At 70.0% G+C, this 13,829-nt stretch carries 7 protein-coding genes; 4 read left to right on the top strand and 3 right to left on the bottom strand.

Annotation, left to right across the window (positions count from 1 at the left end):
* Nucleotides 1-142: 142 nt before the first annotated feature.
* A complete protein-coding gene (recB, locus tag ACPUER_RS34365; RefSeq protein WP_425133281.1) occupies nucleotides 143-3,853 on the bottom strand; it encodes an exodeoxyribonuclease V subunit beta in 3,711 nt (1,236 codons plus the stop codon).
* The gene (gene recC, locus ACPUER_RS34360) at nucleotides 3,850-7,188 is read right to left on the bottom strand and encodes an exodeoxyribonuclease V subunit gamma (RefSeq protein WP_425133280.1); all 3,339 of its coding nucleotides are present in this window, start codon (nucleotides 7,186-7,188) and stop codon (nucleotides 3,850-3,852) included. The genes recB and recC overlap by 4 nt, the downstream gene beginning before the upstream one ends.
* A 183-nt stretch (nucleotides 7,189-7,371) precedes the next feature.
* Between recC and ACPUER_RS34355 the strand changes: the two genes are divergently transcribed.
* Nucleotides 7,372-9,663, top strand: a complete 2,292-nt coding sequence (locus tag ACPUER_RS34355) for an FUSC family protein (RefSeq protein ID WP_425133279.1) — start codon at nucleotides 7,372-7,374, stop codon at nucleotides 9,661-9,663.
* 294 nt (nucleotides 9,664-9,957) lie between these two features.
* Nucleotides 9,958-11,325, top strand: coding sequence for an amino acid permease (locus ACPUER_RS34350; protein ID WP_425133278.1), 1,368 nt, complete (start codon nucleotides 9,958-9,960; stop codon nucleotides 11,323-11,325).
* 148 nt (nucleotides 11,326-11,473) lie between these two features.
* Here ACPUER_RS34350 and ACPUER_RS34345 read toward each other — a convergent pair whose 3' ends face one another.
* Complete coding sequence (locus ACPUER_RS34345) at nucleotides 11,474-11,635, bottom strand: hypothetical protein (RefSeq protein ID WP_105390764.1); 162 nt, start codon at nucleotides 11,633-11,635, stop codon at nucleotides 11,474-11,476.
* A 243-nt stretch (nucleotides 11,636-11,878) separates the two neighbouring features.
* On the opposite strand from ACPUER_RS34345, the gene ACPUER_RS34340 reads away from it, so the two are divergent.
* Nucleotides 11,879-12,922 carry a Fe(3+) ABC transporter substrate-binding protein gene (locus ACPUER_RS34340; RefSeq protein ID WP_174421301.1) on the top strand — a complete coding sequence of 348 codons (1,044 nt, stop codon included), beginning with the start codon at nucleotides 11,879-11,881 and terminating at the stop codon, nucleotides 12,920-12,922.
* Nucleotides 12,912-13,829, top strand: a 918-nt coding sequence (locus ACPUER_RS34335; protein WP_425133277.1) for an ABC transporter permease, incomplete at its 3' end; no start/stop codon positions are given. The genes ACPUER_RS34340 and ACPUER_RS34335, both read left to right, overlap by 11 nt.

The raw sequence follows: 13,829 nt of genomic DNA, 5'->3' as shown, positions 1-13,829 counted from the left end.
GCCGCGGCCGGTGCGCCGGCGCGCCGCGCGAGGTCGCCGATGCGGCGCGCGAAGCCTTCCGCGAGCGCGATGCCGAAGTCGGCGGGCTCGGGCAGCCGCGCGACGAGGCCGCCGGTAAACTCGAGCGTGTCGTCGGATGCATTCATGCGCGGCCCCCTTCCATCATCCGGTCGAGTGCGTCGACGAGCGCGCGTTCGGGCCGCCGCGCATGCACGCCGGCCGGCTGGCCGCCGCTGCGCCAGTCAGGCCGCACGCCGCGCACGAACAGGTACAGGTAGCCCGCGATATGCGTGTCGTAGTCGTAATCGGGCAGCCGCCCGCGCAGGTAGCGATGCAGCGCGACCGTGTAGAGCAGCGCCTGCAGGTGATACGCGTGATCGGCCATCGCAACGTCGAGCGCGTGCGGGCCGTAGGCGTCCGGCGTCGTGCCGAGATGGTTCGACTTCCAGTCGACGATCCAGAAGCGGCCGTCGTGTTCGACGATCATGTCGATGAAACCCTTGATGAATCCGGCGAGCATGCCCGCCTCCAGTGCAACGTCCGGGTAGCCGTGCGCGATCAGCAGCCGGCGCAGCGCCGTCAGGTCGAGCGACGGTGCCGGAAACAGGAAGCCCATTTCGTCGAGCCGCTTCGCGGGATCGAGATCGGCGAGCCGCATGCCCGGCACGAGCTCGGTGCGCACCACATCGTCGACGAGCCGCACCATCATCGCCGGCAGGCGCGTCGCGAGTTCGGGCTCGGCCTCGACCGGCCGGTCGTGCAGCGCGCCGAGCGCGGCCTTGTGCCACGACTCGGGCTCCGTGAACCGGCTGAGTTCGAACAGACGGTGCAGGCACTCGCCCGCCGCCGCGCCGCGCGGGAACACGAGGATGTCGTCGTCCGGCGGTTCGGGCGCAGCCGGATCGGCCAATATGAGCTCGCCGTCCGGCATCGCCGCGGCAAGCGCATCGTGATCGGGCCGCAGCTCGTCGTCGGGCACGACCGCGACGCCGGCCTCCTCGCGCGCCATCGACGCGGTCAGCGAACTGAAGCTCGCCATCCGCCACGCATCGCGCAGCACGCGCGTCGCATGGCGCGCCGCGAGCGTCTGCGACGCGTCGTGCCCGGCCGCGAGACGCTCGCGGCGCGCGGGCACCGGCAGCGGCGCGACGCTCACGGGGCCGCCCGCGAGCGCAAGCCACGCGGCATCGAGCGCCGCTTCGTCGGGCGGCTCGTCGAGCCACGCGTCGAACGACTGGCCGGCACCGGCGACGAGCCAGTTGAGCACGCTGCGCCGCGCTTCGCGCGTCGAGCGCGACGACTGGTACGGCCCGGCGACGACATAGCAGCGATAGACCGCGCGCGTGAGCGCCACGTAGACGAGCCGCGCGCGTTCCGCGGCCTGCTCGCGCATCGCCTGCCGCGCCGCGTGCGCGGCCGCCTCGTCGTCGCAGCCGTAATGCAGCACCGCGTCGCCCGCGTCGTCGTGATATTCGCGCGCATCGGGCAGCGCGGACGAAGGCGGCTCGCGCAGCCCGCCGTCGTTCAGGAACGGACAGAACACGATCGCGTATTCAAGGCCCTTCGACTTGTGCACGGTCACGATCTGTACAAGGTTGCGATCGGATTCGAGACGCAACTGCGCTTCCTCGCCGCCGCCGTCGAGCCGTTGCGCGGCGAGCCAGCGCAGCGTCGGCGCGATGCCCGGCTGCGCGGATGCGCGTGCCTGCGTCAGTTCGGCCAGGTGGTTGATGTCGGTCACGCGGCGCTCGCCGTCCGCGCCGGCCATCAGCCGCTCGGCGATCCGCAGCTCGCGCGCGAACGTGCGCCACATCACCGCGAAACCGCGCTCGCGCCACAGCAGCCGATACCGCGAGAAGCGTTCGACCCAGCTCATCGCGTCGGCACTGTCGGCCGCGGACGCTTCGTGCGACGCATCGCCGTCGCCCTGTTCCATCCGCCACAGCGCGCCGGCATCGAGGCCGAACCAGTCGGCCGCGAGCGCCGAACGCAGACGCCGCAGGTCGCCCGGCGCATCGATCGCCGCCAGCACGCGTTCGAGCTGCTCGGCGTCGCCGGTCGAGAACACCGAGGCCTGCGCCAGTTCGACGCTGCCGATGCCCCACGTGGCGAGCACGCGCTTCACGAGGCTGCCCTGCCGGTGCGTCTGCACGAGCACCGCGATGTTGCCCGGCGACAGCGGCGTGTCGCCCAGCCGCACGTGCCCTTCGCGCGCGCCGCGCATCAGCCGCGCGATCTCGGCCGCGCAAGCCTGGGCGGCCTGCGCCTGCGCATCGCGCTTGAGCAGCGTGCCTTCGCCGCCCGGCAGCGCCCAGACCCGGAAATCGCCGGCCGGGCCCGGATCGGTTTCGTCGACGAACGGCGCACGCACGCGCGTGCCGGCACGCACCGCGTAATAGTCGAGCCCGTCGAGCACGAACGCGCGCGGATTCGACATGAAGAAGCGGTTGCACGCATCGACGATCGCGGGCGTCGAGCGCTGGTTGACCGCGAGCGTGTAGCACGCGCTCGCGCTCGCGCGCGCCGCAAGATAGGTATGCAGATCGGCCGCGCGGAAGCTGTAGATCGCCTGCTTCGGATCGCCGACGAGGAACAGCGGCCCGCCCGGCGCGAAGATCCGGTTGAAGATCGCGAACTGCAGCGGGTCGGTATCCTGGAACTCGTCGATCAGCGCGGCCGGATAGCGCGCACGCAGCGTGTCGGCGAGCCACGGATGCGCATGCAGCGCGTGATACAGGTTCGCGAGCAGATCGTCGAACGACACGACGCGCCGCGTACGCTTGCGCTCGGCCAACTCGCCGGGCGCCATGTCGAGCCATTCGGCGATCAGCGCGAGCCAGCGCGCGCGCTGCGTTGCCTCGGCTGCCGCCACGGCCGCTTCGAGCGCGTCGGCCACGTCGAAGAACGCGTGTTCGGGCGTCGCGCCGCCTTTTTTCGTCGCTTTCACGAGCGCGGTGCGCGTGAGCTTCAGTGCGGCCTTCGGCAGCGCGGCCGTCGCGTCGCCCTGCGCGAAATGCGCGGCCCATGCGTCGAGCGCATCGGCAACCGCATCGGGCTTGTGCGAGCGCTGGTTGAGCGCGGGCTGCGCGGTGCGCAGCAACGCATCGATCGCGTCGCGTTCGGCCGCCCACATCCGCGCCGCCTCGGCGAAGCATTCGGCCGCGGCGCCCTCGGCCGATTCGTCCGGCTCGGTCACGCCGTCCCAGCGCAGCGCGGCGAGCGGCTTTTTCAGCCGGCGCGCGAGCTGCGCATCGAGCGCGGCCGGGCCGGCGCCCGATTCGACGAGCCAGGTCGCGAAGCCCGGCCAGCGCGCGGCCGCCGGTTCGACGCGCGTGCGCCAGAAGTCCGCCGCGAGTTCGAAGCGCAGCGACGCATCGTCGGTCTCCATGTCGAACGCGAACGGCATCGCGGCCGCGAACGGCGCTTCCTGCAGCGCGCGCTGGCAGAACGCATGGATCGTGTGGATCGCGGCCTGATCGAACGCGCGCAGTGCGCGCCGGATCCGCTTCGCGGCTGTCTCGGGGTCGAGCGCGCCGTCTTCGCCGAGCGTGGTGTCGAGCAGGCGCACGATGAACGGATCGCCGCCGTCGTCGCCCGTATCGAGCGCGTGCGCGAGCTGCGCGAGCCGGCCGCGAATCCGCTCGTGCAGCTCGGCCGTCGCCGCCTTCGTGAAGGTCACGACGAGGATTTCGTCCGCGCCGAGATCCTTTTCGAGCAGCAGGCGCACGTACAGCGCGCAGATGTTCCAGGTCTTGCCGGTGCCGGCCGACGCCTCGATCTGGTTGACGCCGTCGAGCGGGCACGCGAACACATCGAGTTCGAGCGCCGGCTGCGGCTGCGACACGGCGCTCATGCGACCTCCTTCAGATGTTCGACGAGCGGCTCGAACACGAGCCGCGCGAGCGTGCCGAACGGCTCGTCGAGCGACGCGTGCGCGCCGCGCCACGCGATCGCGATGGCCGGATCGTCGGCTTCGCTCACGACGCGCTCGTTGATCCAGACGCTCGCGGCCTTGGCTTCGCCGTCGGACACCCTCGCCCACGCACTGCGCGGGAAAAACCGCAGCGGCATGCGCCGCCCTGCGCGAAACAGCGCGGCAAGCGGCGCGAGCCGTTCGAGCGGCGCCGCGACGGGCGTCAGCTCGAACGCACCGCCGCTGCCGAACCACAGCGTGCGGCGCGGGCCGCCCGGTTCGACCGCGCAGTAGACAAGATGCGCGAGCCACGCGGACAGGTAGTCGCGCGCGCTCGACCGTGCATAGCGGTAGATGATCTGCCCGGCCGGCGTCAGCCGGTTCAGCGTGCCGTGCAGTTCGAGCGGTGCGCTGACCGCGTCGCCCGACAGCATCGCGTCGTCGGCGCCGAACAGCGCCTGTTCCGTATCGGGCCACGCGGGCACGATGACGAGCGAAAACGGCCGCCTCTCGATGCCGTCGGCCAGCGCACGGCGCACGTTCGACGCAAGCTGAGTCATCGAGCCGAGCGCCTGGTCGCGCCACACGGCGCCCGTCGCGCCGCCCGGCAACTCGGGGCTCGCGTCCGCAATGCGCAGCGCATGATCGTGCGCGGCCCCATCATCCGATTCGATCAGGAGCGGCAGTACACGCTCGGCGAGCGCATCGCTGCCGGCGAAGTCGAGCGCGAACGGCTCCGTGTCGAGCAATTCGGCCTGCGCATCGGCGAGCACGATGCCGAGACGTGCGCGCAACAGCGCCCGCGCGGGATGCCGCCAGAAGCGTTCGAATTCGCTGAACGCGACGGGCTCGACCGGTTCGGCCGGCAGCGGCTGCGCGAAGAACGGCAGTTCGCGCGAGCCGTCGCGCGACGCGTCGGCGGCCAGCAGCGACGCAAGCGTCGCGCGCTCGGCGTCATAGGAAACGAGCCCGCTGCCGGGCTGGAAATACGCGGCCGCGAACGGTTGCAGCGGATGCTCGACGATGAACGCGCGCCGCGCGGCATCGACCGCGTCCGGCGCCGCGTCGGGCCCGGCCGTGACGAGCGCGAGATGGTCGAGCAGTTCGTCGACGAGTGCCGCGGGCGGCAACGGCGCGTTGTCGCGAATGCTGCGTCCCGTGTACGCGATCAGCAGCCGATCGCGTGCAGCGAGCAGCAGGTCGAGAAACAGGTTGCGCTCGTCGTCGCGGCGCTGTCGGTCGCCGAGCTTCGGCAACACGGCCATCAGGTCGAACTCGTCCGCGCGCGAGAGGCTCGGCAGCACGCCGTCGTCCATCCCGAGCAGGCAGACGACGCGGTACGGCAGGCCGCGCAGGCTCGTCAGCGACGAGAACGTGACGCCGCCCCACGGCACCCCGCCGCGCGCCGGATCGTCGAGCGCCGCTGCAAGCCCCGCGCGGACGACGGCCGCCGGCAGCGCCTCGTCGGGCGCGCCCTCCGTCATCGCGGCCAGCATCGCGTCGAGCGCGTCGCGCACGCCCGCGAGCGCATCCGCATACGCGGCGCCCGAATCGAAGAAGCGCGCCAGCGTGTCGGCGAACAGCTCGCTCCAGCCGCGCGGCGTGTGCGATTCGGCGAGCCGCCGCGCGAAGCCGTCGAGATCGTCGGTGAAACGCGCGAGCCGGCCGAGCAGTTCGGCCTCGCTGCCCGTGGCCGCCTCGATCGGCAGCCACGCGCCGACCGGCGCCGCGCCTTCGGGCATCGCATAGCCGAGAAAGAGCCGCGCGAGTGCGTCGGAGAACGTATGGCGCGGCGCAGGCACGGCCGCGTCGTCGCTCGCACGCGGCGACAGCCCGCGCCGCGCGCCGGCGGCCGCGAGCCAGGTCTGCACCGTCTCGAGCGCGGCCGCATCGATGCCGTAGCGCGCAGCCACCGCATCGACGCGCAGCCATTCGACCAGCTCCGGCGCGCCGACCTGCCGCTCCGGCAGCGCGAGCCAGTCGAGCAGCACGCGCGCGACCGGGTTTGCCTGCGACGGCGGCAGGCCGGTGATCCGGTAAGGCACGCGCGCGCCGCCGGCGCCGGCCGTGCCGAATACCGCATCGATCAGCGGCCCGGCCGCCGCGAGATCGGCCACCGCGACGAGCACGTCGGACGGCTGCAGGCTCGCGTCGGCATCGAACCACGCGAGCAGCCGGTCGTGCAGCACCTCGAGCTGGCGCGCGAGGCTGTGGCACACGTGCACCTCGATCCCGCGTTCGGCCGGCGCATCGCCGGCATCGGCCTCCGGCTGAAGCTCGAGGATCGCGTTCTGCACGCGCGCGAGCCACGTCGGCGCGGGATTCTCGACGAAACGCGACGCATCGCCCGACGCGGCGCTTTCAGTCAGCTCATGCAGCATGTGCAGTTGCGCCTGCGTCTGCCGGCCCCACTCGGCGAGCAGCGGATGGCCGACTTCCTGGTAGTCGAGCCGGCCGGCCGCATCGAGCGCCTCGGCATGCGCGGCGGTTACGATGTCGAACCAGAATTCGCGGCACGGGTTCAGCGCGTAGACGCGCACGTCGATCCAGCGCGACAGCTCGCGCAGCAGCGCGACGTGCAGCGGCGGCATCGTCGGCAGTGCGAACACGCTGACCGATTCCGGCCAGTCGGCACGCGCGACGGCATCGGCATCGAGATGGCGCGCGTCGACCAGGAAGCGGTGCGCGGGCGGCGTGCCGCTGTCGCTCAGTTCCGCGAGCAGCGCGCGCCACAGCGCGGCCTGCCAGCGCTCGTCGTCGCGCGCGGCGTCGCCGATCCCGCGCGGCGCGCCGTCGCCCGCGAGCACCGACTCGCCGGCCTGCCATGCGGCCAGCCATTCGGGGCGATAGGTCAGGTAATGATCGAGCACGGCCGCGACGCGATGCGCGAGCTCGTAGCGCATCGCGTCGTCGGAGGCGGACAGATACGCGGCGAGCCGCGGCGACGCGAGCCACGGCGCGCCGTCGGCCGCCTGCGCGAACAGCCGGTAGCAGCGCCACACGAGACGGTCGGGCGCGAACGGCGAACGCGCGGGCACCGTCAGCACGCGGCCAATCTGTGCCCACAGCCATTGCGCGAGATACGTGAACTCGACGTTCGCGCACACGCCGTTGCGCGCGGCGATGTCGAGCTCGAGGCGGCGGCGCAGCGCCGCGCTCGGCACGATGACCTGCTGCGGCGCCCACGGGCCGTTGCGGGCCGGAAACGCGGCCAGATCCTCGAGCAGCGCGTCGGCCAGCGTTTCGTGACGATTCGAATAGAAGAGATGGAGCATGAGGCGGGCGTCGGAACCTCGCGCCGGCCGGGCCGGGCGAACAGGGTCCCCAAGGATAGCAAATGGGCCGCCGCCGCGAGCCTCGGCCGGAAAGCCAGGTTTTGCGGACCGCGAAATACGATAGACTCGTCGCCAGTCAAATACGCCGCCCCCGGGCCTCTTCGTCTGCCATTCAGCCCATCGATGCGCTATTCGGTCGAAATCAGAAAGTTTCTCTACAGCCAGTACTTTTTCGGCGGCCTGCGGATCGCGGTCGGCGTTTCGCTGCCGGCCGTGCTGTGCCTGATCGTGTTTCACAACCGGGAGCTCGGCTTCACGATCTCGACGGGCGCGCTCGGCGCATGCGTCGTCGACATGCCGGGCCCGCTCAAGTACAAGCACAACGAAATGCTCGCGTGCAGCGTGATCGGCTTCCTGGCCGCGCTCGCCACCGGCCTCGCGACACCGAACATCTTCGCGCTGTGGCTCACGATCGTGCCGCTCACGTTCGTGCTGTCGCTGATCGTCGTCTACGGCAACCGCTGGCCGCAGATCAGCTTCGCGACGCTGTTCATGATGGTGATGACGCTCGAGGAGCAATTCACGCCGCTGCAGGCGTTCGTCAACGCCGGCTGGATTCTCGCGGGCGGCCTCTGGTATACGTACTGGGCCACGCTCGTGTCGCGCTGGCAGGCGCGCCGGATCGAGCAGCAGGCGCTGGCCGAAAGCCTGTTCGCGTGCGCCGACTACCTGCTCGCGCGCGCGCAGTTCTACGACCTCGATGCCGATCTCGACGAGTGCTACCGCAATCTCGTCGCGCGGCAGATCACCGCGGTCGAAACGCAGGAAACCGCGCGCGACATCGTGCTGCGCAACCTGCCGAAGCTGCGGCGCGGCAAGCTCGATCCCGGCCGCACGACGATGTACAACCTGTTCATCAACAGCGTCGACCTGCACGAGCTGTTCGTCGGCGCGCACACCGACTACCCGCTCGTGCGCAACACGTTCGGCGGCTCGGATCTGATCATTTTCTACCGCGACCTGATCCGCAAGGCGGCCGCCGATCTCGAGGAGATCGGCCTCGCGGTGCTCGAAAACCGCGCGCCGCATTCGCGGATCAGCGTGAAAGCCGAACTGCGCGCGATCGAGTACGAGATCGAGCTGATGCGCAAGAAGAACTTCGCGGCCACCAACGCGGAAGCGTATGCGGCCGTGCTCGCGACGTTCCGGCGCATCTGGAGCGCGACGCGCCTGATCGAACGGATGCGCCGCAACCTGTCGGGCCACGCCGATCCGCAGCAAACCGAACTGAAGATCGACAAGGCGCTCACGCGCTTCCTGCAGCGCCGCCGGATGTCGCCGTTGCTGATCTTCTCGAACCTGAACATGAGCTCGCCGAGCTTGCGCCACGCGCTGCGCGTGACGATCGCGGTGGCGGTCGGCTTCTGGCTCGGCCGGCTGCTGCCGCTCACGAACGCGTACTGGATCGTGATGACGACCATCATCATCCTGAAGCCCGGCTATTCGCTGACCAAGCAGCGCAATGCGCAGCGTATCGTCGGCACGCTGATCGGCTGCGCGGCGAGCATCGCGCTGATCTACACGGTGAAGGAGCCGCACCTGCTGATCGCGATCATGTTCGGGTCGATGGTGATGAGCTACAGCCTGCTGCTGTTCAATTACGCGGCGAGCGTCGTATTCACGTCGTCGTACGTGCTGCTGATGTTCCACCTGCTCGCGCCGGGCAGCATGCGGATCATCGGCGAGCGCGCGATCGACACCGTGGTCGGCTGCATGATCGCGATCGCCGCGAGCCGGCTGTTCCCGTACTGGGAATACCGGCTGATGGGCAAGCAGGTCGCCGACATGCTCACGGCGACCCGCAAGTATTTCGAGGCCGTGTGGCGCGTCGGGCGCGGTGTGTCGCCGCCGCCCGTGACCACCGCCGACGGCGCGGCCGTGGTGCCGGTCATCGCCGCGGCGGTCGAGACGCCGGCCACGAGCCTCGACGACGACTACCGCTACCGCCTCGCGCGCAAGGACGTGCATATCGCGTTCGCGAACCTCGGGCAGGCGTTCCAGCGGATGATGATCGAGCCGAAGGCGCACCAGCGTTTCGTGCCCGAGCTGAACGACCTGCTCGTGCAGACGCACGTGCTCGGTGCGCAGATCACGGCCGCCGCGCCGCTGATCCGCAACGCGTGCTCGACTGACGGTGGCCTCGTCCACGACGACGCGCTGCAGCGCGGCCTCGCGGCCGTGCTCGACAATCTCGAGAAGGCCGAGGCCGGCGAGCCGCCGCCCGCCGATCAGCTCGAAGCGTCGAAGCAGATCACGCGCGACCTCGACGCGATGGTCGTGTCCGCGGAAAAATCCGCTGCGGTCGGCGCCGAACTCACGCACGACCTGAAGGTGCTCGCGCACCAGTGCAAGCAGATGCTCGCGTCGTCGCTGCTGATCCGCAAGGATGCGAGCGTGATCCGCCTGCCCGCCTGACCCTGCCCGACCGTTCCCGCCGGCGGCCGGCCCGCGCACGCCGCGGCCCGGCCGCCGGCGTTCCCCGATTCAACGAACCCCGAAGCATGACCCACCCGCTCAACGCGGCCCGCGCATCCGCCGCGCGACCGCCCCACGCCCTATTCCGCGCGTCGCGCCAGTCAGGGAATACCCGATTCCGGTTACCGGGCCCGGCTTGTTATCATTCGTTCACATTCAAGTTGTATATACAACTTGACGCAGTCGGACCGGTCCCGCTCGCCCGGCCCGTCGCATAACGATATCGGAGACTCGATGAAAAACTTGCAGCGCCACCTGAGCGCGCGGCACATCCGCTTTCTCGCGCTGGGCTCGGCGATCGGCACGGGCCTATTCTACGGTTCGGCGTCCGCGATCCAGCTCGCGGGCCCGGCCGTGATCCTGGCGTATATCCTCGGCGGCGCGGCCGTCTACATGGTGATGCGCGCGCTCGGCGAGATGGCCGTGCGCGAACCCGTCGCCGGCTCGTTCGGCCACTACGCGACCGAGAACCTCGGCCCGTTCGCGGGATTCGTCACGGGCTGGACCTACACGCTCGAAATGGTGATCGTCGCGATCGCCGACATCACCGCGTTCGGCATCTACATGGGCTTCTGGTTTCCGGATGTCCCGCAATGGATCTGGGTGCTCGCGGTCGTCGCGATCATCTGCGGGCTGAACCTGTGCCACGTGAAGGTGTTCGGCGAGCTCGAATTCTGGCTGTCGATCATCAAGGTCGGCGCGATCGTCGCGATGATCGGCGGCGGCGTCGCGATCCTCTTGACCGGCATGCACTTCGGCCATTCGGCCGACGTGCCGACGTTCGCGAACCTGTGGAACCATGGCGGCTTCTTGCCGAACGGTATCGGCGGGCTGATCGCGTCGCTGTCGGTCGTGATCTTCGCGTACGGCGGGATCGAGGTGATCGGGATGAGCGCCGGCGAGGCGAAGGACCCGGAGCGCGTGATTCCGCGCGCGATCAACGCGGTGCCCGCGCGCATCCTGCTGTTCTACGTGCTGACGATGGTCGTGCTGATGTCGATCAGCCCGTGGACGGGCGTCGGCGGCGACGGCAGCCCGTTCGTGCAGATCTTCTCGGCGCTCGGCGTGAAATCGGCCGCGACGATTCTCAACCTGGTCGTGATCAGCGCGGCGATCTCGGCGATCAACAGCGATATCTTCGGCGCGGGCCGGATGATGTTCGGGATGGCGCGGCAGGGCCAGGCGCCTCGCGTGCTGACGACGACGTCGCGGCACGGCGTGCCGTGGGTCACGGTGCTCGTGATGGCCGGTGCACTGCTCGTCGGCGTACTGCTCAACTACCTGATGCCGAAGGACGTGTTCCTGATGGTCGCGGCGATCGCGACGTTCGCAACGGTGTGGGTGTGGCTGATGATCCTGCTGTCGCAGGTTGCGATGCGCCGCCGCCTGTCGAGCACCGAAGTCGCGGCGCTGAAGTTCAAGGTGCCGCTGTGGCCGGTCGCGCCGGCACTGACGATCGCATTCATGGGTTTCGTGATCGTGATGCTCGGCTGGTTCGAGGATACGCGCGTCGCGCTGTATGTCGGCGCAGCGTGGCTCGCACTGCTCGCGGCCCTGTTCTACGCGCGGATCCGCCCGAAGTTCGCACCTGCGTCACGTTGACGCACGGCTGACCTGCCCGCGCGGCGCGCCGGTTTCGGCGCCCGCTTCCTTCCCCTGCTCCGTGCGGCGCCTGCCGCGCCGGAAGCCGCGGGCTGCCCCCCTTCGCATGCACGCCGTACGCGGCCCGAGCGGGCCGCGCACCGGCACGTCAATGCGATGCCGCGCTCGTCGCCTCGGCCGGATGGGCCTCGTCGTACGCGTGCTTCTGCGAAATCGCGTTGTACAGGATCGTCCCGATCACGAGCAGCACGGCCACGACGATCAGGATGCTCACGTTGCGGACAGGGTTCTTCTTGCGCTGATCGTTCATGGTCGGGGCGATTCCGTCAAATTCGTCGAAGCGGGCATTCTACGCGCTTGCGCCCCCGCCGCGACGTCACGTTTCCGATCCCCGACCCCGCCTTCCCTACCGCTTGCCGCAAGCTTTCATTTGATAATCGTTCCCATTTCGATCTAGAATCCAGAGTCTTTCATTCTGTAATGTTCCGGATCGCTCGGGCGGCAGGCGCGCCCCGGAACGCTCCCCTCGTCCACCTGCCCCACCGGAGTCTTCATGTCGAATCCGCGCACCCGCCTGCTGCCGCTCGCCGGCGCCCTCGCCCTTGCCGCCGCCGCATTCGCGCCGCTGGCCCATGCGGCCGAGGAAGTGAGCCTGTACACCACCCGCGAGCCGAAGCTGATCCAGCCGCTCATCGACGCGTTCACGAAGCAGAGCGGCGTCAAGGTCAACACGGTGTTCGTGAAGGACGGCCTGCTCGAGCGCGTGAAGGCCGAAGGCGCGCAGTCGCCGGCCGACGTGCTGATGACGGTCGACGTCGGCAACCTGCTCGATCTCGTCGACGGCGGGCTCACGCAGCCGGTGCGCTCGAAGGCGCTCGACGACGCGATTCCCGCGAACCTGCGGGGCGCGAACGGCGACTGGTATGCACTGTCGCTGCGCGACCGCGTGCTGTACGTCGAAAAGGACCTGAAGGTCGATGCGTTCCGCTACGAAGATCTCGCCGATCCGAAATGGAAGGGCAAGGTCTGCATCCGCTCGGGCCAGCATCCGTACAACACGGCGCTCGTCGCCGCGATGATCGCGCACGACGGCGAAGCCGCGACCGAGAAGTGGCTGCGCGGCGTGAAGGCGAACCTCGCGCGCAAGGCGACGGGCGGCGACCGCGACGTCGCGCGCGACATCCTCGGCGGCATCTGCGACGTCGGCCTTGCGAACGCGTACTACGTCGGTCACATGAAGAACGCCGAGCCGGGCACCGATGCGCGCAAGTGGGGCGACGCGATCAAGGTCGTGCGACCGACGTTCGCGAACGCGAAGAGCGGCGGCACGCACGTGAACATCAGCGGCGCGACGGTCGCGAAGCACGCGCCGCACAAGGCCAACGCGGTGAAGCTGCTCGAATACCTCGTGTCGCCGGAAGCGCAGGCGCTGTATGCGCAGGCGAACTACGAATACCCGGTGCGCGCGAACGTGAAGCTCGACCCGGTGATCGCGAGCTTCGGCACGCTGAAGGTCGATCCGCTGCCGCTGGCGGACATCGCGAAGCACCGCAAGCAGGCGAGCCAGCTCGTCGACAAGGTCGGCTTTGACAACTGACGCATCGCCCGCCGGCGCGCGCCGCCAGCCGTACCGGCCGCGCCTGCGACCAAGCGCGGGCAGCCTGTGGCTGCTCGCGGCGCTGGCGATCGCCGCGGCGGTCGCGGCGCCGCTCGCCGTGCTCGTGGCCGCCGCGTTCGACGCCGATCTCGCGCACTGGCGGCATCTCGCCGAATTCGTGCTGCCGCAGGCGCTCGTCAATACGCTGCTGCTGCTCGCGGGCGTCGGCGCGATCGTGTCGATCGTCGGCACGGGCTGCGCATGGCTCGTCACCGCCTACGACTTTCCCGGCCGCCGGATGCTGACGTGGGCGCTGCTGCTGCCGCTTGCGGTCCCCACCTATATCGTCGCGTTCGCGTATCTCGACCTGCTGCACCCGATCGGCCCCGTCCAGGGCGCGATCCGCTGGCTGCTCGGCTTCGACGGCCCGCGCCAGTTCCGCCTGCCCGACCTGCGCTCGCTGCCCGGTGCGATCTTCGTGCTCGGCTTCGTGCTGTATCCGTATGTGTACCTGAGCACGCGCGCGATGTTCGTCACGCAGTCCGCGAGCCTGCTCGAAGCCGCGCGCACGCTCGGCGCGGGGCGCGTCGCGACGTTCTGGCGCGTCGTCGTGCCGCTCGCGCGGCCGGCGATCGCGGTCGGCGTGAGCCTCGCGCTGCTCGAAACGCTGAACGACATCGGCGCGTCGGAATTCCTCGGCGTGCAGACGCTGACCGTATCCGTCTATACGACGTGGATCACGCGCTCCGATCTCGCCGGCGCCGCGCAGATCGCGCTCGCGATGCTCGCGATCGTCGTCGGCATGATCGTGCTCGAACGCTACGGACGCCGCCGCCAGCGCTACGCGCATGGCCGGCGCATGCGGCCGATCGCGCCGCGCCGCCTGGCGGGCGCGGCCGCGTTGGGC

The organism is Burkholderia sp. DN3021 (assembly GCF_049805555.1).
Classification (GTDB): Bacteria; Pseudomonadota; Gammaproteobacteria; order Burkholderiales; family Burkholderiaceae; genus Burkholderia; species Burkholderia pyrrocinia_C.
The sequence above is the reverse complement of the archived record's forward strand: the minus strand, read 5'-3'. Positions and strand labels throughout refer to the sequence as shown.

What these genes read in the sequence shown, in the direction of transcription:
- recC (WP_425133280.1), bottom strand. Translation starts at nt 7,188, where the DNA reads ATGCTCCATCTCTTCTATTCGAATCGTCACGAAACGCTGGCCGACGCG.
- ACPUER_RS34345 (WP_105390764.1), bottom strand. Translation starts at nt 11,635, where the DNA reads ATGAACGATCAGCGCAAGAAGAACCCTGTCCGCAACGTGAGCATCCTG.
- recB (WP_425133281.1), bottom strand. Translation starts at nt 3,853, where the DNA reads ATGAGCGCCGTGTCGCAGCCGCAGCCGGCGCTCGAACTCGATGTGTTC.
- ACPUER_RS34355 (WP_425133279.1), top strand. Translation starts at nt 7,372, where the DNA reads ATGCGCTATTCGGTCGAAATCAGAAAGTTTCTCTACAGCCAGTACTTT.
- ACPUER_RS34340 (WP_174421301.1), top strand. Translation starts at nt 11,879, where the DNA reads ATGTCGAATCCGCGCACCCGCCTGCTGCCGCTCGCCGGCGCCCTCGCC.
- ACPUER_RS34350 (WP_425133278.1), top strand. Translation starts at nt 9,958, where the DNA reads ATGAAAAACTTGCAGCGCCACCTGAGCGCGCGGCACATCCGCTTTCTC.